Here is a 19,085-nt window from a genome sequence, read left to right as displayed (position 1 = left end):
GGCCTCGCCCGAGCCCGCCGCCGACGACTCGGCGCCGGACAGCACCGACGAACCCGGCGCCGAGATCCCCCCGGCCGCCGCCGAGACGCCGGCCGCACCCAAGCCCGCCGACACCACCCCGACCGTCGGCACCAGCTCCCGCCGCCGCCGTCGCGCCGAGGAAGAGGGCGCCCCGCGCCTGTCTGTGGCGGATATCATGGCGAACCTCCAATCGGAGTCCAGCTCGCGATCCTGAGTAGTCGATTGCGGGATAGTCTGGAACACGACTAGCCCGTGACGACGGGTTTTCTCGTCGTAGCTGGGTAACTCGCCGGGGACGGGCGAGGTCGACTCGTGCTGTGGTGCCGGCCGCCGACGCGGCGGAACCCGCCGCACGAGTCCGGCCGGATGTCGCGCAGAGGCGGGCAAGCTATTCTCGATCCGTAACGTCCGGTACCCGCCCTGCGGGACTGGAACGCAAATCGAGAGGACAGTGTTGACCTCGAGAAGTGTCAATTCCGATGGCGCGAACGTGGGTGTCGACCCTGCGCCCGCACGACTGACGGTGGGAATCGTCTCGGCGGGACGGGTGGGTTCGGCCCTCGGTGTCGCGCTCGAGCGAGCCGGTCACGTGGTCTTCGGTGTCGCCGCGATCTCCGATGCCTCGGTGCACCGGGCGCGGACGCGGCTGCCCGATTCGCAGATCCTGCCGGTGGAGCAGATCGCTCAGCGCAGTGAGCTGCTGCTGCTGGCGGTCCCCGACGCCGAGCTGGCCGGGCTGGTCCGCGGCCTGGCGAGTGCCGGTGTCGTGCGCCCCGGCACGATCGTGGTGCACACCGCGGGCGCGCACGGTGTCGGCGTGCTGGCGCCGCTCACCGCGCAGGGCGCGCTCGGCCTGGCCATCCACCCCGCGATGACCTTCACCGGCCACGACGAGGACATCGATCGCCTGGCCAACGCCTGCTTCGGCGTCACCGCCGCCGACGAGGTCGGCTACGCGATCGGCCAGGCGCTGGTCATCGAGATGGGCGGCGAGCCGGTCAAGGTGGCCGAGGAGCAGCGCACGCTGTATCACGCCGCCCTCGCGCACGGCGCCAACCACCTGGTCACGGTCATCGTCGACGCGGTCACCGCCTTGCGCGCGGCCATGGACGGGCCGGGCCTGCTCGGTCAGCCGGTGGTCGACGATCAGCCCAACGGCCTGCCGGAACGTCTGCTCGCCCCGCTCGTGTCCGCCGCGCTCGACAACGCCTTGCGCCGGGGCCAGGCCGCGCTGACCGGCCCGGTCGCGCGCGGCGACGTCGACGCGGTCGCCGCGCACCTGTCCGCCCTGGCTGCCGTGGACCAGCGCCTGGCCGCCGCCTATCGCGCGATGTCGCTGCGCACCGCCGAACTCGCCCAGACCAATCCGGCCCTGCTGGACCTGCTCGCCAAGGAAGGCCACTGATGGAACCCAGACAAGTGCACCACCACCAGGGCGGCGCGCGGGCGACCGGCGCGTACCAGCCCGGCGTGCTGACCGTGCACCACAGCCCCGAGGTCGTCGACACGGTGACCAAGGCGCTGCGGGGCGCGGGCCGCACGATCGGTTTCGTGCCGACGATGGGCGCGCTGCACGAGGGTCATCTGCAGCTGGTCCGTCAGGCCAAGCTGACCAACCAGGTCGTGATCGTCTCGATCTTCGTCAATCCGCTGCAGTTCGGCGCGAACGAGGACCTCGACGCCTACCCGCGCACCCTCGACGCCGACCTCGAACTGCTCCGGCACGAGGGCGTCGACCTGGTGTTCGCGCCATCGGTCTCCGACATGTACCCCGAGGGCCCGCGCACCACGGTGCTGCCCGGCCCGATCGGCGCCGAGCTCGAGGGCGGCAGCAGGCCGACGCATTTCGCGGGCATGCTCACCGTCGTCGCGAAGCTGCTCAATATCGCCCACGCCTCCGAGGCGTACTTCGGCGAGAAGGACTACCAGCAGCTCACGCTGATCCGGCAGATGGTCCGCGACCTGAACATGGACGTGAAGATCGTCGCCTATCCGACGGTCCGCGAGCCCGACGGTCTCGCGCTGTCCTCGCGCAACCGCTACCTCGACGCCACCCAGCGAGAGGCGGCGCTGGGCCTGTCGGCCGCGCTGGCCGCGGGCAGACACGCCGCTGGCCTCGGCCCGGAGGCGGTCGTGCGGGCCGCGCGCGCGGTGCTCGACGCCGTCGACGGTCTGGACGTGGACTACCTCGAACTGCGCGACAGCAACCTGGGCCCCGCGCCCACCGCGGGCAATGCCCGGCTGCTGGTCGCCGCCAAGGTCGGCGCCACCCGGCTGATCGACAATGCCCCGATTGTTCTCGGCGCCCAGATCGACGGGCACCCCGACGCGAACTCCCTGCCTGCCGCGCAGGCGAACTGAGAAAGGCGACGACGATGTTGCGCACCATGATGAAGTCGAAGATCCACCGTGCCACGGTGACCCACGCCGACCTGCACTACGTGGGTTCGGTGACCGTCGACCAGGATCTGCTCGACGCCGCCGATCTGCTCGAGGGCGAGCAGGTCTGCATCGTCGACATCGACAACGGCGCCCGCCTGGAGACCTATGTCATCGCCGGTGAGCGCGGCTCGGGCGTGATCGGGATCAACGGCGCCGCCGCCCATCTCGTGCACCCCGGCGACCTGGTCATCCTGATCGCCTACGGCCAGCTGGACGAGCAGGAGCTGCGCGACTACGACCCGAAGGTGGTCTTCGTCGACGACCGCAACCGCCCCGTGGAGCTCGGTTCGGACCCGGCGCACGCGCCCGAGGGTTCCGGCCTGACCTCCCCGCGCTCGCTGTCGTTCGCCTGAGCGCGGCGGGGGGACAGCGATGCTGCTGACGATCGACGTCCGCAACACCGGAATCGAACTCGGTCTCTTCTCCGGCAGCGGCGAGCACGCGACCTTGGCGCGGCACTGGCGCATCCACACCAATCCACTGCTCACCGCCGACGAGTTCGCGATGCAGGTGCGCGGTCTGATCGGTGAGGAGCTCGACCAGGTGGTCGGCGTCTCGGCGCTGTCGACCGTGCCGCCGGTGCTGCGCGAGTTGCGCACCATGCTCGCGCGCTACTGGGCGCACGTGCCGCATGTGCTGGTCGAGCCCGGCGTGCGCACCGGCATCCCGCTGCTGGTGGACAACCCGAAGGAGGTCGGCGCCGATCGCATCGTCAACTGCCTGGCGGCCTATCGCCGCTTCGGCGGTCCCGCGATCGTGGTCGACTTCGGCACCGCGATCTGCGTCGACCTGGTCTCGGCCAAGGGCGAGTTCCTCGGCGGCGTGATCGCGCCCGGCGTGGAGATCTCCACCGAGGCGCTGGTCGAGCGCAGCGCGCTGCGCCGGGTGGAGCTGACCCGCCCGCGCTCGGTGCTGGGCAAGAACAGCATGGAGTGCATGCAGTCCGGGGCGGTGTTCGGTTTCGCCGGCCTGGTCGACGGCCTGATCGATCGCATCCGCGACGAGTTCGACGCCTTCTCCGGCACCGATGTCACCGTCGTCGCGACGGGCGCGGGCGCGCCGTTGATCGTGCCGGAATCGGAGACCATCGATCAGCACGAGCCGCATCTGACGCTGACCGGTCTGCGCCACGTCTACGAACGCAACAAGAAGTGACTGTGGCGCAGGTCATTTTCGCCGTAGCGCGCGTCGACTGCTAAACTCACGCTCGTGTACTTCCGTGTGAGCACCCAGGAGTGTTGTCGAGGCTGACCTGCCTCGACCGTTCGAGGCTGACGTTTTCCCCTCGACCGTTTCACACCTCCTGGAGATTCGCTCATGCGTTCTTCCGTCCTTTCCCTTTCCTCCGCGCGCGACGGCTACTCCGCGACACCCCCGCTCGACCGGGCGGTGGCTTCGGCGTTGCCGACCCGGCTGCGGCCCGCTGACCTGCTGCGACTCACCGATGAGGGTGCCGAAGACGTCCTCGCCGGTCGCTACGATCACCTGCTGCCCGCCGACGGGGTCTGGCCGACGGAACAGCGCTGGGCCACCCGGCTGATCGCCGACGACGAGGTCGATGTCTGGCTGATCAGCTGGACGCCGGGTAAATCCACCGAATTGCACGATCACGCCGGTTCGCTGGGCGCCCTCACGGTGCTCAGCGGCGCGCTCTCGGAATTCCGCTGGAATGGCTCGGAGCTACGCAGGCGCACCCTGGCCGCCGGCGATCAGGCCTCGTTCCCGATCGGCTGGGTCCACGACGTGGTTCGGGCGCCCGCCGCCGCCGAATCCGTCGGTCCGCTGGATCCGACGCTGAGCGTGCACGCCTATTCCCCGCCGTTGTCGGCGATGTCCTATTACGAGGTGACCGGCCACGGCACCTTGCGGCGAACCAAAACCGTCCTCACCGACCAGCCCGAAGGTGACCTGTGATGAGTCGTTTGACGATTGATCAGATGCTCGAGAACGCCCGCGCCGACCTACGCAGGCTCTACGTCTACGACCTGTCCGCGGCTTTGGCCAGGGGCGCGATTCTGGTCGACATCCGCCCGGCCGCGCAGCGGGTTCGGGAGGGTTCGCTGCCGGGTGCGCTGGTCATCGAACGTAATGTCCTGGAATGGCGACTGGATCCGACCTCCTCGGCGCGTTTGTCGCTGGCCGTCGACCACGACGTGGAATGGATCATCTTCTGCTCGGAGGGCTACACCTCGAGTTTGGCCGCGGCGTCGTTGCAGCAACTCGGTTTGCACCGCGCCACCGATCTCATCGGCGGCTACCAGGCACTGAAGTCCGCGGGGTTGCTGACCGTCGCGGTGGGGGCGCCGCACTTTGCCCGTGAGGTGAATGCGCTCGCCTCGTTGTAGCGACGCCGGGCCGGTGGCCGGACCGCCCGACCGGCGGTCCGGCTACTGCTCGTTCCGGGCCCGGCGGCGGATGGGTTGGGTTGTCCGCGTGCGGATTCGGGGGCCGCGGTGGCGGCGTTTTGTTTCGATGGTGTGACGTGGATTGCATTCGGCCGAGGAATGGCCGGTGCGGTGTCCGGTTACCGTGGAGTTCGGTACGGGCAGGCCGCAATAGCATTTCCGGCGCACGCTACTGTTATCGGATGTGAGCACCCCTAACCCCGCCGATACCGGCCGCGCCGTCAGTTCCGCCGTGGACAGTGATGTTCCCGAGCAGATGCGGATTCGCCGGGACAAGCGGGAACGGCTGCTCGCCGAGGGCGGCGAGGCCTATCCGGTAGTGGTCCCGCGCACCCACACGCTGGCCGAAATTCGGGCCGCCTACCCGGATCTGGAGCCCGATACCCAGACCGGCCTGCAGGTCGGCATCGCGGGGCGCGTCATTTTCGTCCGCAATACCGGCAAGCTGTGCTTCGCCACCTTGCAGGAAGGCGACGGCACCAAGCTGCAGGCGATGATCAGCCTCAACGGCGTCGGCGCCGACGCGCTGGCCGCCTGGAAGTCCGATGTGGACCTCGGCGACTTCGTGTTCGTGCACGGTGAGGTCATCTCGTCGCGGACCGGTGAATTGAGCGTGATGGCCGATTCCTGGTCGATGGCGGCCAAGTCGTTGCGACCGCTGCCGGTGGCGCACAAGGAGATGAACGAGGAGTCGCGCGTCCGGCAGCGCTATGTCGACCTGATCGTGCGCCCCGAGGCCAGGGAAATGGCCCGTACCCGCGTGAACGTGGTCCGCGCGCTGCGCACCGCGCTGGAGCGCCGCGGCTTCCTCGAGGTCGAGACCCCGATGCTGCAGACCATCCACGGCGGCGCCGCCGCGCGCCCGTTCGTCACCCATTCCAATGCGCTGGACATGGAGTTGTTCCTGCGTATCGCGCCGGAGCTGTTCCTGAAGCGCTGTGTGGTCGGTGGCCTGGAGAAGGTCTTCGAGATCAACCGGAACTTCCGCAACGAAGGCGCCGACTCGACCCATTCGCCCGAGTTCGCGATGCTGGAAACCTACGAGGCTTACGGCACCTACGACGACTCCGCGAAGATGACCCGGGAATTGATCCAGGAAGTCGCGCAGGAGGCATTCGGCACCCTCGTGGTGACACTGGCCGACGGCACGGAATATGATCTCGGTGGCGAGTGGACGACGGTCGAGATGTATCCCTCGCTGTCGGAGTCGATCGGGGTGGAGGTCACTCCGGAAACCACTGTCGAGGAATTGCTCGCGCTCGCCGATCGGGTCGGTCTGGAAATTCCCGCGGGCAAGGGCTACGGTCACGGGAAACTCGTCGAAGAACTGTGGGAACATGCGTATGGCGACAAGCTGTACGCGCCGACTTTCGTTCGCGACTTCCCGGTGGAGACCTCCCCGCTGACCCGTCAGCACCGCAGCAAGGGCGGCGTGACGGAGAAGTGGGACCTGTATGTTCGCGGCTTCGAGTTGGCAACGGGCTATTCGGAACTGGTCGACCCGGTGATCCAGCGGGAACGGTTCGTCGATCAGGCCAGGCTGGCCGCCGCGGGCGATGACGAGGCCATGGTGCTCGACGAAGACTTCCTCGCCGCGATGGAACACGGCATGCCGCCGACCACCGGAACCGGTATGGGAATCGATCGGTTGTTGATGGCACTGACCGGTTTGGGAATCCGGGAAACGATCCTGTTCCCGATTGTCCGGCCGAGTAGTCGCTGACCAGTCGATTTGCGAGGTGAAGACCTCGTGTTGGAATTTTCGTAATTAGAGGTATTCTTGCCTCGGGTATTCGGCCTGGAGGCAGGCTTGACGATTTCGAGAGGACGTTCATCTCATGGCAAAGAAGGTCACCGTTAGCCTGATCGACGATGTCGACGGTGAGTCCATCGCGGACGAGACCATCGAGTTCGCTATCGATGGCGTGTCGTACGAGATCGATCTGTCCGAGGCTAACGCGGCGCGGCTGCGCGAAGGCTTGGACGAGTGGGTCGCCAACGCCCGTCGCGTGAGTGGCCGTCGCCGGGTGAAGGCGGCAGGGGCGCCGGCACCGCAGGGGAAGAGCCGCGTTTCCATGGACCGCGAACAGAGCGCCGCAATTCGTGAATGGGCCCGTCGCAAGGGCCACAAGGTGTCCGCTCGCGGCCGCATCTCGGCCGACATCACCGAGGCGTACAACAAGGAAGTCGGCAAGGCCTGAATTTCGACGGCGGTCCGGGGTTGCTGACGCGGCGATCCCGGACCGCTCTGCTGTCAGCGGTGTACTCCCAGGTCGGGACATGCGTCGGCGGTCTCCCGGGGACTCCTGGAGAGATAGACTGATGTTCGTGCGCAAGGTTTTTCAGGTCGGCGAGGGCCGACGGTCCGACCCGATTCGGCGAGTACATGGGTAACTCACCGGGTACGGGCGAACTGGCGACGCTGTCACCGCCGCCCGCCGACGTTTCTGTCGACGCGCACGAGTCCGGCCTGAATCGCGGAGAGGCGGGACATGTCTAGTTCTTTTCTACGGTATACCGATGACACCGGGCGGCAGCACGAGCTGGCGCTCGAGCCCGAGCAGCAGCGGTTCACCATCGGCCGCAATGTGCAGGCCGACCTCGTCCTCGGCTGGGACGCCGAGGTCTCCCGGCTGCACGCCGCCGTCGAATACCTGGGCGCGCACTGGACCATCGTCGACGACGGTCTGTCCCGCAACGGCACCTTCGTCAACGGTGAGCGCCTGATCGGCCGGCGCAGGCTGAGTCCGGGCGACCGGATCCGGGTCGGCACCACGCTGGTGCATTTCTTCGATTTCGGCGGGGTCGTCGACGACGCGACGCACACCGCGTCCGGCTCCATTCCGACCATGCGCTCGCTGACCGAGACCCAGCGTGCGGTGCTGATCGCGCTGTGCCGCCCGTACAAGCACGGCACCGGCTTCGCCACCCCCGCCTCCAATCAGCAGATCGCCGAGGAATTGTTCCTTTCCATCGACGCGATCAAGACCCATCTGCGCGCGCTGTTCGCGAAATTCGGGGTGGAGAACCTGCCGCAGAACCAGAAGCGCACCCGGCTGGCGGCGCTGGCCATGCAGAGCGGGATGATCTCCGACCACGATCTGTGAGGTCGCGACGCTCGCGCAGGTGCGTGAGCGTCTGAACCATGTCGGCGAGCCGCGTGACACTGTTGACTTACTCGTAACACCGGAGCACACGGATCGAGCTCCGGAACACGAGTCAGGAGACGGCACATGTTCGCACTTCGGATGGCCGCCATGGTTCTGGCGCTGCTCAGCACCGGCCTGATCGCGGGCGTTTTCTACGCCTACGCGATCTCGGTGATGCCGGCCCTGGCGCGGACCGGCGATCGCACGCTGATCGACGTCATGCAGAAGATCAACGTCGTGATCATCAACCCGTGGTTCATGCTCGGCTTCCTCGGCACGGTCGGGTTCACGGCGCTGGCCGCGGCCCTGACGCTCGGCAAGGAGCACCGGAGCACGCTGATCTGGCTCGGGGTCGCCCTGGCGCTCAACGTGATCGCCTTCGCCGTCACCTCGGCGCTGAACGTGCCGCTCAACGACGCGCTCGCCGCGGCGGGCGACCCGTCGGCGATCGCCGACACCGCGGTCGTGCGCGCGGATTTCGAGGCGGCGTGGGTGCGCTGGAACATCGTGCGGGCGGTGCTGCACACGGCGGCGTTCCTGGTGCTGTGCGGCGCGCTGTTCGCGGCGGGCGTGCAGCAGGGGAAGACGAGCTCGCCGGCCGCCGGGCAGCCGGTCGCGCAGGCGATGGTCGCGCCGATGGCCGGTGGCTACGCGCCCGCGCCGTTCCAGCGTTGATGGCGATCTGCCAATAGGGCCACGCAATCACTAGAACGTGTTCCATGATGATCGGAACACGTTCTAGTGAGGAGTCGTTTCATGCGACGTAGTTCGAGATCGTTGCTGGTACTGGCCGCTGCCGCACTGCTGGCCTGGGGGAACGCGGGCACCGCCGCCGCCGAGTACCCGGTCGACTACAACTTCTTCGCCGGGATCGCCCCGGAACTCACCACGCCCGGTGGATCGCTACCCGGCGCGAACGATCCGGGGTGCGTCCTCTCGGCCGAGCATCCGAATCCGGTGGTGCTGCTGCACGGCACCGGCGGTGGGGGACAGACGAATTGGGGCGTGTACGCCCCGCTGCTGGCCAACGAGGGCTACTGCGTCTACTCGTTCACCTTCGGCGCCTACGGGCTGCCCTGGCCGGTCTCGGCGATCGGCGGGATGCGTCCGATCGAGCAGAGCGCCGCCGAGGTGTCGGCCTTCGTCGACGGGGTGCTCGCGCGCACCGGCGCCGCGCGGGTCGACTTCGTCGCCCACTCGCAGGGCAACATCGTCGGCAACTACTACATCAAGCGTCTCGGCGGCGCCGCCAAGGTCGACAAGCTGGTCGGCATCGCCCCACCCTGGCTCGGCACCAACGCGCTCGGCGCGGGCGATATCGCGGCCTACAGCCGCGCGCTGGGCGCCGGTCCCGCCTTCGACGCGGTCGCCACCTCGCTGTGCCAGGCCTGCGGGCAGATGCTCACCGGCGACGAGTTCATGGTCGCCCTCAACGCCGACGGGGTGTACAGCCCGCAGGTCACCTACACCAATATCGTCTCCGCGCTCGACGAGCTGGTCGTGCCGCACACCTCCGGTCTCGTGCCGGGTCCGAACGCCACGTCGGTGGTCGTCCAGGACGGCTGCGCCCAGGACTACTCCGAACACATGGCCATCGCCGGCAGCCCCCGCGCGGCCGGTCACGTCCTCAACGCCCTGGATCCGGCCCGTCAGGCCCCGGTCCCGTGCGAGTTCGTGCCCCCCTTCACCGGCTGAGGCCGTCACCCCGGCGACATATTTCGCTGTAGGCAAAACTCTGAGGGAAACGAATGCCGCGACGTGCGCGTTATGAGTGAATGACCATGTTGCCGCCGGTCATCAATAGGGTGGACCGGCGGCGGCGGAATCCCCTGCCAACTAGAGTGGAGGCGGGGGCCGCAACCCCCGGGCTTCATGGCAGGCTGACGGCGACAGTTGTCGGTCCGACGCCCTAGGTTGTACCGAGCACACTGCGGCGTCTGTTGCCAGAATGTCGGAGCAGGAGAGTGAGGGAGCGATGTTCGAGAGGTTCACCGACCGCGCGAGGCGTGTCGTTGTCCTGGCCCAAGAAGAGGCCCGGATGCTCAACCACAACTACATCGGCACCGAGCACATCCTGCTTGGGTTGATCCACGAGGGCGAGGGCGTGGCGGCGAAGTCGCTGGAGTCCCTTGGCATCTCGCTGGAGGGTGTGCGCAGCCAGGTCGAGGAGATCATCGGTCAGGGCCAGCAGGCGCCGTCCGGTCACATCCCCTTCACCCCGCGTGCCAAGAAGGTGCTGGAGCTGAGCCTGCGCGAGGCGCTGCAGCTCGGCCACAACTACATCGGTACCGAGCACATCCTGCTCGGTCTCATCCGCGAGGGCGAGGGCGTCGCCGCCCAGGTTCTGGTCAAGCTCGGTGCCGACCTGAACCGCGTCCGTCAGCAGGTCATCCAGCTGCTGTCCGGGTACCAGGGCAAGGAGCCCGTCGAGGGTTCCGGCTCGCGTGGTGAGGCGGGCACTCCGTCCACTTCGCTGGTGCTCGACCAGTTCGGCCGCAACCTCACTCAGGCCGCGCTCGAGGGCAAGCTCGATCCCGTCATCGGCCGCTCGAAGGAAATCGAGCGCGTCATGCAGGTGCTGAGCCGCCGCACCAAGAACAACCCGGTCCTGATCGGTGAGCCCGGTGTCGGTAAGACCGCGGTCGTCGAGGGCCTGGCGCAGGCCATCGTCAACGGTGAGGTCCCCGAGACCCTCAAGGACAAGCAGCTCTACACCCTCGACCTGGGTTCCCTGGTCGCGGGCAGCCGCTACCGCGGTGACTTCGAAGAGCGCCTGAAGAAGGTGCTCAAGGAGATCAACACCCGCGGCGACATCATCCTGTTCATCGACGAGCTGCACACGCTCGTCGGTGCGGGTGCTGCCGAAGGCGCCATCGACGCGGCCTCGATCCTGAAGCCGAAGCTGGCCCGTGGCGAGCTGCAGACCATCGGCGCGACCACTCTCGACGAGTACCGCAAGTACATCGAGAAGGACGCCGCCCTGGAACGCCGCTTCCAGCCGGTGCAGGTCGGCGAGCCGACCGTCGAGCACACCATCAACATCCTCAAGGGTCTGCGCGACCGCTACGAGGCGCACCACCGGGTGTCCATCACCGACGGTGCCCTGGTCGCCGCCGCGACGCTGGCCGATCGCTACATCAACGACCGGTTCCTGCCGGACAAGGCGATCGACCTCATCGACGAGGCGGGCGCGCGCATGCGCATCCGCCGGATGACCGCGCCGCCGGACCTGCGCGAGTTCGACGACAAGATCGCCGATGCCCGCCGCGAGAAGGAGAGCGCGATCGACGCGCAGGACTTCGAGAAGGCCGCGCGCCTGCGGGACAAGGAGAAGCAGCTCGTCGCCAAGCGCGCCGAGCGCGAGAAGCAGTGGCGTTCCGGTGATCTGGACGTCGTGGCCGAGGTCGACGACGAGCAGATCGCGGAGGTGCTGGCCAACTGGACCGGCATCCCCGTCTTCAAGCTCACCGAGGAGGAGACCACCCGTCTGCTCCGCATGGAGGACGAGCTGCACAAGCGGATCATCGGCCAGGAGGATGCCGTCAAGGCCGTCTCCAAGGCGATCCGCCGCACTCGCGCCGGCCTGAAGGATCCGAAGCGCCCCTCGGGCTCGTTCATCTTCGCCGGTCCGTCCGGTGTCGGTAAGACCGAGCTGTCCAAGGCGCTGGCGAACTTCCTGTTCGGCGACGACGACGCGCTCATCCAGATCGACATGGGCGAGTTCCACGACCGCTTCACCGCGTCGCGGCTCTTCGGTGCCCCTCCCGGGTACGTGGGCTACGAAGAGGGCGGCCAGCTCACCGAGAAGGTGCGCCGCAAGCCGTTCTCCGTGGTTCTGTTCGACGAGATCGAAAAGGCGCACCAGGAGATCTACAACACCCTCCTGCAGGTGCTCGAGGACGGCCGTCTCACCGACGGTCAGGGTCGTACGGTCGACTTCAAGAACACCGTGCTGATCTTCACCTCGAACCTGGGCACCTCCGACATCTCCAAGGCCGTCGGCCTGGGCTTCACCCAGTCCAACGCCGAGGGGTCGAACTACGAGCGGATGAAGCTCAAGGTCAACGACGAGCTGAAGAAGCACTTCCGCCCCGAGTTCCTCAACCGCATCGACGACGTGATCGTGTTCCACCAGCTCACCAGCGAGCAGATCGTGATGATGGTGGACCTGATGATCAACCGCGTCGCCAAGCAGCTGAAGAACAAGGACATGGCGATCGAGCTGACCGACCAGGCCAAGAGCCTGCTCGCCAAGCGCGGTTTCGACCCGGTCCTGGGTGCGCGTCCGCTGCGTCGCACGATCCAGCGCGAGATCGAGGACCAGCTGTCGGAGAAGATCCTCTTCGGCGAGATCGGCGCGGGCCAGACCATCGTGGTCGACGTCGAGGGCTGGAACGGCGAGGGCCAGGGCGAGGACGCCAAGTTCACCTTCGCCGGCAAGGCGAAGCTGACCAAGGCTCCCGCGGGCGACGACAAGCCCGAGGTCGTCCTGACCGGCGCTGCCGAGGGCACCGCGCCCGAGGCCGCCGCCTCCGGCGAGTAACCAGCTGAACCGAACGAAGCCCGCTCCTGGATTTCCAGGGGCGGGCTTCGTCGTTCGATCGGTCAGCCGAAATGCTGGAGGAAGCCGGACCCGCGCTCGGCGGCGTATCGGAACACGTGCTCGAGGCCGTCGTAGTGGTGGCGCAGGTAGTGCAGTCCGCTCTCGCCGTCGCGGACCCAGATGTTCGGGTACACCTCCGCCGCGTCCATCGCCGCAGGATCGAAGAACAGGGCCAGCTCGTCGAACGGGTAGCGGCCGAGGACCTTCGCCGTGGCGGACACGTCGTCCGGGTGCCAGGCGAAATAGTTGTCATCGGCCAGCGGACGGCCGGTCTCGATCAGATCGATCCCGATATTCGCCTGGGCCAGCAGGTATTCCAAGCCGGCCCACGCCTTGTCGAGGTAGCCGCTCGGTCCGCCGTCCTGGACCCGCAGGCCGTCGAGAAAATCGTCCGGCCACTCGGTCGTCGTGGCCAGCCGCTCCAGCTCCACGGCACTCACCCTGGTGAACGACATGATCACCCCCATGGAGAACTCCTTTTCCGCCCGGTGATGTCCGCCGAAGCTAGCAGTGGTCACCGACACCGCGCGCACGGTATCGAATCCGGCTGGGCGCCGCGATCTTTCGCTCGGGCCGATTGCTAGGTTCGTCGATGTGTTCGGGTGGGTAAAGGCGCGTGGCGCCGCAGTGATCGTGCGAGCGCGCCGACGCAAGCCGGGTGCTGCGCGCCGCGGCGCCGACGCTGCGCGCCCAGCCGTTCGAGGCGCCCTTCTTCACCTACACCGCCAACAGCCAGCAGTACCTGAACGGCGACGGCATGAAGCTCGACCTGTCCAAGGCGACCGTCACGGTGACCGACGATCCGCAGAATCCGCGCTACATCGTCGGTCTCGTCGTCGAGGCCTACTGGAGCGCCATCTACTGACGCCCGAGCGCGAGGTCGAGGATCGGCGCGAACGCCTCGGCCAGTTCACCGGGGACGATCAGTTCGTCGATTCCGTAGCGCGCGCTGCGGGATTCGAGGATGTCCACAGCCGCCTGGGGATCACTGGGGAGAAGTCCGGCCGCACCCGCGTCGCGGAGCTTGTCCGCGGTGTAGCCGAGGCGGGCGCTGAGCCAGTGCGGCAATCGCTCACCGACACCGACCAATTGGAGGGTGCACCGCACGTCGCGGTCGGTGTGTTCGGCGATCGCGGCGACCATGTCGGCCAGGTCGTCCTCGGTGGCATCCGGGGCGGCGGCCAGCAGAATCCGGTCGGCGTGAGCGGCCGCGGTGGCGAGCATGCGCGGGCCGTTCGCGGCGATCACGAGCGGCGGGGCCGGGTCGACCTGCGCCCGTATCGCGGTCGCGGTGTCGATCAGATGCTGTCGTCGTTCGCTCGCCGAACCCCAGGGCATGCCGAGCCTTTCGGCCTCGCCGCGGGCGTCGGGGCGGCCGGTGCCGAGGCCCAGCTCGAATCGGCCGTCCGAAAGCAGTTGTAGCGCGGTGACTTCCCGCACGGTCGCTCCGATGGTGCGCAAGGGCGCCGCGAGGACGTTGGGCCGCAGTCGCAGCTGCGTCGTCACCGCGGCCGCGGCGGCCAGCGCGGGCAGTGGTGAGGGGGTGTAGAGCGTGTCCGGCAGCAGGACGGTGGCATAGCCCCGCTGCTCGGCGTCGACCACCGCGCGCGTCCACTGGGCCCCGGACCGGGGCGTCAGCACGATCCCGAATCGCATCGCGATCTCCTACTTCTGCTCGCGAGGGCGAGGTTCGCTGAGCACGGCGAGCCTGCTGCGGTACTCGGACTCGCTGATCTCGCCCCGGGCGAACCCGGTGCGTAGCGCCCCGATCCCGCCGCCGCGCCCCGCGCACCGCCTGCGTGCGAAGAACAGCACGGCGATCACGGTGATCCAGAACAGCAGCGGGAAGATCCAGAAGAAGGGCCAGGGATGCCAGCCCCCGGCGTAGTGGTCGGCCAGGAGGGTCAGCGTCGTCGCGCTGTCGAAGGTGTTCATGACTTCAGCCTGCTCGCGACGGCCGCCGCGGGCATCGGCCGCGCGACCCGATCCCGGCTACGTCCACGGGCGTAGTGCCGGGCGCTGTTTCGCGGCCGCACCGGCTCCGAGCTGCCTTGGTACCGTGAATCCGTCGGAGATCCCCCCGGAGGATGTGCACGGTGACGCTGATCGAATCTGGTGCGAGCGGCCTCGACAATGTGCTCGCCGGCCTGCAATGGCGCTTCGCGGGCCGGGACGAATTCGCGCTCACCGCGGGCGGTGGGGAGTTCATCGCCGGTGAGCCGAGCGCGCTCGTGGTGACGGAGGGCCTGGTCCGGGTCGAAGGTCTGGGCACGGCAGAGGATCTGGCCTGCGGTGACTTCCTGTTCGTTCCGCGTGCGGACCGCTTCGCGATCACCGCCCTGTCGGAGGGCACCGTGCTGCGGGTGCGGCTCGCATCGGCCGCGACCAGTGGCGCGATGGACGCGCTGCCGCAGCGGGTGCTGCTCACCGAGTTCGTGCGACACGCGCCACTGGCCGCGACCATGTTCGAGCATCTGGTGCGCGAATGCCCAGATCCGTTCGGTGTGCAGGGCGACCGGGTCGCGACCCTGATCGCGTCGATGGCGATCGAGTCCTGGCATGCGCGCGGGTGCGCGCCCAAGCGCTGGTTGTTGCGGGTGAACGAGCCGGGAGTGGCACGCGCGGTGGCCGCCATGCACGCCGATCCCGGGCAGGAGTGGACGGTCGAGGCGTTGGCGCGGGTCGCGCTGGCCTCGCGGTCCGGGTTCGCGGCGCGGTTCCAGGCGGCCACCGGGCTCACGCCGGGGCGGTATCTGACGAAGCTGCGGGTCGAGCGGGCCCAGGTGTACCTGGCCGAGCACAACGTGTCGGTCGGCGCGGTGGCGCGGCGGCTGGGTTACCGCTCCGAGACCGCGTTCGGCCGGGCCTTCCGCAGGCATACGGGCCACACGCCGTCGCAGTGGCGGCGCGTGGCCCGCTCGGCCTGAGCTAGGACCGCGCGGCGCGGCTGAGCGAGACCCGCACCAGCACGCCGCCGAGCACCGCCGCCAGCGCCGCGAGCCCGTAGGTCGCCGCCAGGCCGATGCTGTCGACCCCGCGTCCGCCGACCGCGGAACCGAGGATGATCGCCAGCTGGAAACCGCCGACCACCAGCCCGCTGCCCGCCTCCATCCGCTCGGGCAGCACCCGCGACACCCACACCTGCACCAGGTTGAGGATGCCGCCGAACGCGCCGCCCCACACCACCACCGCGACATAGCCGAGCACCGGCACCGCGCCGGAGACGACGATCGCCAGCAGCGACAGCCCGATCGCCGTCGGCACCGCGACCAGCAGGACACCGAGCTTGCGGTCGGCCAGCGAGCCGAGCAGGAAATTCCCGAGCAGGCCGCCGACACCGAACAGCGCGAGCAACACCGGAATCGCCGACGGTCCCGCCTCGAGCAATTCGGCCAGCGCGGGCCGGATGTAGGTGAACCCGGCGAAATGCCCGCCGATCACCGCGACCACGCTGACCAGCCCCAACGCGACCCCCGGCGCCCGCAGCGCCGCGCCCATCGCCGCGAACCCGATGCCCTTGCTCGGCGCGATCGGCGGCAACATCACCCGCACCGCCACCGCGGCCACGACGGTCAGTCCCGCCGTCACGACGAACACGGTCCGCCAGCCCGCGTACGTGCTCAGCAGCACGCCCAGCGGCACCCCGGCCACGGTCGCCACGGTGGTGCCCGAGTTCACGATCATCATCGCCTTGCCCAGACGGTGGGCCGGCACCAACTGCGCGGCGATCACCAGCGCCATCGACCAGTACCCGCCGACGGCCACGCCGAGCAGCAGCCGCGCGAGCAGCAGCAGCGCGATATTCGGCGCCACCGCCACCAGCACGTTCGACACCGCGGCGCCGATGGTGAGCACCAGCAGCAGCGTGCGCCGGTCGGCCTTCGGAAACAGCGAGCCCAAACCCAGCGCGGCGAGCAGCGCGGTGAGCGCGGTCGCGCTCACCGAGAGCCCGACCACCCCCTCCGGTACCCGCAGGTCCTCGGCCAGCGCGGTCAGTACTCCCGGTGGCAGGAACTCCGCGGTCACCAGCGTGAAGCTGCCCAGGAACATGGTGAGCAGCGCGGGCCATGCGCGGCGGCCGGTCTCCGGCGCCGCCTCGATGGTCGAAGTCGTCGTCATGCCCGGTGCAACAACGTTTCTCGCCCCCGCTCGCGACCCAAACGCCACGGGAAGCGACTCGAACGCCAGGCTTCACGCGAAGCTCCGCTGTAGCCCTTCGCCTCGCTGTCCAGCGGGCGCCCGGTGAAGAACAGATCGACACCGGCGGGGACCGTCCGCCGTGCCCGCTTCCCGGCCTCCGGCCTGGCACGTAGTGGGGAGGACCCGGGCTATTGCCAGCCCGGGCGGACCAAACCGGATTCGTAGGCGAGGACGACCAGTTGGGTGCGGTCTCGGGCGTCGAGTTTGGTGAGGATGCGGCTGACGTGGGTGCGGGCGGTGGCGGGGCTGAGATAGAGGCGGGCGCCGATCTCGGCGTTGGTGAGGCCCTCGGCGACCAGGGTCATCACCTCGCGTTCGCGGTCGGTGAGGTCGGCGAGGGCGGCGGGCGGGGGTTGTTTGGCGTGGGTGGAGAACTCGGCGAGCAGGCGACGGGTGACGCCGGGGGAGAGCAGGGCGTCGCCCTCGGCGACCACCCGGACCGCGCGCAGCAAGTCGGCGGGTTCGGTGTGTTTGACCAGGAACCCGGCCGCGCCCGCCCGGATCGCCTCGAAGACGTATTCGTCGAGTTCGAAGGTGGTGAGCACGACGACGCGGACCTCGGCGAGCTTGGCGTCGTCGGCGATCATCCTGGTGGCGGCCAGGCCGTCGAGGATGGGCATGCGGATGTCCATGAGCACCACGTCCGGGACGAGCGCGCGGGTCATCCGCACGGCCTGCTCGCCGTTCTCGGCCTCGCCGACGACCTCGATGTCGTCCTGCGCGTCGAGCAGCGCGACGAACCCGCCGCGCACCAGCGCCTGATCGTCGGCGACGAGCACCCGCGTCTTGGCCGCGCCGGACTGTTCACTCATGCGCTCGCCTCCGTGCCGCCGGACGCGGATCCCGCCTGCGCCGACACCGGCCGGGCGGGCAACCTGGCCGCCACCCGGAACCCACCGGACGGCCGCGGCCCGGCGGTCAGCGCGCCGCCGAGCGCGTGCGCCCGTTCCCGCATCCCGATGATCCCGTTCCCGCCTGCCCCGGTGCGCACGGCCGTACCGGTGGGCCGGGTGTTGTCGACGGTGATGTCCACCGATTCGGGCGTGTAGCGCAGGGTGATCAGCGCGGCGGCGCCCGGCGCGTGCCGCACCACATTGGTCAGCGATTCCTGGATGATCCTGGCCGCCGCCACATCGATCACGCTGGGCAGCTTCTTGGGCGGGCCGATGATCTTGGTATCGACGGCGAGACCGGTCGCGCGGGTGCGTTCCAGCAGGGTGTCGAGGTCGTCGAGCGACGGCACCGGCGCGCGCGGGGCCGGCCGCGGCGGCGGGACGGGTGCGACCGGCGGCGGCGAATCGGCCACGGCGGCACCGGTATCGACGGGTTCGGTCACCACAGGCGCGACCGGGGCACCGCTACGAATGGCGTGCAGCAGGGTGTGCACCTCGGCCAGCGCCTCCTTGGAGGTGGTCTTGATGGTGGCCAGCGCCGCCGCGGCCTGCTGCGGTTTGCGGTCGAAGAGTTCCAGCGCCACCGAGGACTGCACATTGATCAGCGAAAGACTGTGCGCGAGGACATCGTGCAGTTCCCTGGCGATGGCCAGCCGCTCCTCGCTGGCGGCCCTGGCCCGCTGCGCCTCGTCGTCGCGGCGCGCTGCCTCGGCCCGCTGCCTGCGCGCGACCACGACGGCGCGCCGCTGCCGCACGCCCTCGGCGATCGCGACCAGGATCCCCATCCAGGCCAGCAGCCCGAAGACCTGCCAGGCGCCGGTCTCGCGCCCGAGCAGCGCGGGTACCGGCCAGACCATCGTCAGGTAGCCGACCACGACCAGAGGATAGGTACGCCAGCGTGATCCGTTGACCGCCGCGCTCACGAACGCGATCACCAACGACAGGAAGATCGGCCCGTACCCGTAGTCGCGCAGCACATACGCCACCGCCGCCAGCAGCGCGACCAGCAGCACCGGCTCGGGCAGCAACCGTCGGAAGCCGAGCGCGATCGGACCGGCGAGCAGCAACAGATACGCGAACGCGTCGAGCGAACGCACGCCGGTCTGATGCGCGTTCGCCCCGGAACTGCCGGCCAGCTGGATCAGCGCGACCACACCAGCCAGGCCCCAGTCCTGAACGACCGAGCCACGCTCCCACTTCGCAGACGCTCCCACCTCTGTCACCCTATTGCGTAGTCGCGCCGCTCGCGTCGGCCTGCGCCCGTAATTCCGGCGCGAACCCCGTCACCACGCCGGATCGGCCGCTCGGGCGCCCGCCGAGGCGAATATTCAGCGGCGCGGACGCCGAGGGTAGGCCGCGCGGCGTAGCGCGG

At 68.9% G+C, this 19,085-nt stretch carries 20 protein-coding genes and 1 pseudogene; 15 read left to right on the top strand and 6 right to left on the bottom strand.

Annotated features, from left to right (window positions below; genetic code table 11):
- The 13 genes and pseudogenes from V8688_RS11230 to V8688_RS11170 all read left to right on the top strand — a co-directional run.
- A pseudogene (locus tag V8688_RS11230) lies at positions 1-235 on the top strand (hypothetical protein); the annotation flags it as partial.
- A gap of 276 nt (positions 236-511) precedes the next feature.
- Complete coding sequence (locus tag V8688_RS11225) at positions 512-1,426, top strand: DUF2520 domain-containing protein (RefSeq protein WP_316573372.1); 915 nt, start codon at positions 512-514, stop codon at positions 1,424-1,426.
- Positions 1,426-2,382 (top strand): pantoate--beta-alanine ligase, encoded by a 957-nt coding sequence (gene panC, locus V8688_RS11220; protein WP_218720631.1) that lies wholly within the window; start codon positions 1,426-1,428, stop codon positions 2,380-2,382. Before V8688_RS11225 ends, panC begins: the two co-directional genes overlap by 1 nt.
- 14 nt (positions 2,383-2,396) lie before the next feature.
- Positions 2,397-2,816 (top strand): aspartate 1-decarboxylase, encoded by a 420-nt coding sequence (gene panD / locus V8688_RS11215; RefSeq protein ID WP_218720630.1) that lies wholly within the window; start codon positions 2,397-2,399, stop codon positions 2,814-2,816.
- Positions 2,817-2,835: 19 nt separating this feature from the next.
- Positions 2,836-3,618 carry a type III pantothenate kinase gene (locus V8688_RS11210; RefSeq protein ID WP_218720629.1) on the top strand — a complete coding sequence of 261 codons (783 nt, stop codon included), beginning with the start codon at positions 2,836-2,838 and terminating at the stop codon, positions 3,616-3,618.
- A gap of 162 nt (positions 3,619-3,780) precedes the next feature.
- On the top strand, positions 3,781-4,377 hold the full coding sequence (locus V8688_RS11205; RefSeq protein ID WP_255588354.1) for a cysteine dioxygenase family protein: 597 nt from the start codon (positions 3,781-3,783) through the stop codon (positions 4,375-4,377).
- An 8-nt stretch (positions 4,378-4,385) separates the two neighbouring features.
- Entirely contained in the window at positions 4,386-4,808 is a 423-nt protein-coding gene (locus V8688_RS11200; protein WP_218720644.1) for a rhodanese-like domain-containing protein, read from the top strand.
- 316 nt (positions 4,809-5,124) lie between these two features.
- A complete protein-coding gene (lysS, locus tag V8688_RS11195; RefSeq protein WP_316573700.1) occupies positions 5,125-6,591 on the top strand; it encodes a lysine--tRNA ligase in 1,467 nt (488 codons plus the stop codon).
- 115 nt (positions 6,592-6,706) lie between these two features.
- Positions 6,707-7,069, top strand: a complete 363-nt coding sequence (locus V8688_RS11190) for an Lsr2 family protein (protein WP_019044650.1) — start codon at positions 6,707-6,709, stop codon at positions 7,067-7,069.
- A 291-nt stretch (positions 7,070-7,360) separates the two neighbouring features.
- Positions 7,361-7,975 (top strand): FHA domain-containing protein, encoded by a 615-nt coding sequence (locus V8688_RS11185; protein ID WP_218720628.1) that lies wholly within the window; start codon positions 7,361-7,363, stop codon positions 7,973-7,975.
- Between the two features lie 126 nt (positions 7,976-8,101).
- Positions 8,102-8,692: an anthrone oxygenase family protein gene (locus V8688_RS11180; RefSeq protein WP_218720627.1), complete on the top strand. Its 591-nt coding sequence runs from the start codon at positions 8,102-8,104 to the stop codon at positions 8,690-8,692.
- A gap of 81 nt (positions 8,693-8,773) precedes the next feature.
- Positions 8,774-9,712 (top strand): lipase family protein, encoded by a 939-nt coding sequence (locus tag V8688_RS11175; protein ID WP_255588353.1) that lies wholly within the window; start codon positions 8,774-8,776, stop codon positions 9,710-9,712.
- Positions 9,713-9,992: 280 nt separating this feature from the next.
- Positions 9,993-12,560, top strand: coding sequence for an ATP-dependent Clp protease ATP-binding subunit (locus tag V8688_RS11170; protein ID WP_218720626.1), 2,568 nt, complete (start codon positions 9,993-9,995; stop codon positions 12,558-12,560).
- Positions 12,561-12,622: 62 nt separating this feature from the next.
- On the opposite strand, the gene V8688_RS11165 is transcribed toward V8688_RS11170, so the two are convergent.
- Positions 12,623-13,138 carry a YfbM family protein gene (locus V8688_RS11165; protein ID WP_218720625.1) on the bottom strand — a complete coding sequence of 172 codons (516 nt, stop codon included), beginning with the start codon at positions 13,136-13,138 and terminating at the stop codon, positions 12,623-12,625.
- 140 nt (positions 13,139-13,278) lie between these two features.
- On the opposite strand from V8688_RS11165, the gene V8688_RS11160 reads away from it, so the two are divergent.
- Positions 13,279-13,485, top strand: a complete 207-nt coding sequence (locus V8688_RS11160) for a hypothetical protein (RefSeq protein WP_218720624.1) — start codon at positions 13,279-13,281, stop codon at positions 13,483-13,485.
- Here V8688_RS11160 and V8688_RS11155 read toward each other — a convergent pair.
- Entirely contained in the window at positions 13,479-14,276 is a 798-nt protein-coding gene (locus V8688_RS11155; RefSeq protein ID WP_342800757.1) for an LLM class flavin-dependent oxidoreductase, read from the bottom strand. The two genes, V8688_RS11160 and V8688_RS11155, sit on opposite strands and share 7 nt — an antisense overlap.
- Before the next feature lie 9 nt (positions 14,277-14,285).
- Entirely contained in the window at positions 14,286-14,555 is a 270-nt protein-coding gene (locus V8688_RS11150) for a hypothetical protein (protein WP_342800756.1), read from the bottom strand.
- Between the two features lie 152 nt (positions 14,556-14,707).
- Here V8688_RS11150 and V8688_RS11145 point away from each other — a divergent pair, with 152 nt between their 5' ends.
- The gene (locus V8688_RS11145; protein ID WP_218720621.1) at positions 14,708-15,547 is read left to right on the top strand and encodes an AraC family transcriptional regulator; all 840 of its coding nucleotides are present in this window, start codon (positions 14,708-14,710) and stop codon (positions 15,545-15,547) included.
- Between the two features lies 1 nt (position 15,548).
- Here the strand turns inward: V8688_RS11145 and V8688_RS11140 are convergent, their stop codons facing one another.
- The 3 genes from V8688_RS11140 to V8688_RS11130 all read right to left on the bottom strand — a co-directional run bounded on the left by V8688_RS11140 (position 15,549) and on the right by V8688_RS11130 (position 18,927).
- Positions 15,549-16,739 (bottom strand): MFS transporter, encoded by a 1,191-nt coding sequence (locus V8688_RS11140; RefSeq protein WP_342800755.1) that lies wholly within the window; start codon positions 16,737-16,739, stop codon positions 15,549-15,551.
- 209 nt (positions 16,740-16,948) lie between these two features.
- A complete protein-coding gene (locus V8688_RS11135; protein ID WP_218720619.1) occupies positions 16,949-17,632 on the bottom strand; it encodes a response regulator transcription factor in 684 nt (227 codons plus the stop codon).
- Complete coding sequence (locus tag V8688_RS11130) at positions 17,629-18,927, bottom strand: histidine kinase (RefSeq protein WP_342800754.1); 1,299 nt, start codon at positions 18,925-18,927, stop codon at positions 17,629-17,631. Before V8688_RS11130 ends, V8688_RS11135 begins: the two co-directional genes overlap by 4 nt.
- Positions 18,928-19,085: the final 158 nt, after the last annotated feature.

It is taken from the genome of Nocardia sp. No.11 (assembly GCF_038752175.1).
GTDB classification, from domain to species: domain Bacteria; phylum Actinomycetota; class Actinomycetes; order Mycobacteriales; family Mycobacteriaceae; genus Nocardia; species Nocardia canadensis.
Note: the sequence above shows the minus strand (reverse complement) of the source record. Positions and strands in the feature narration are given on the sequence as shown.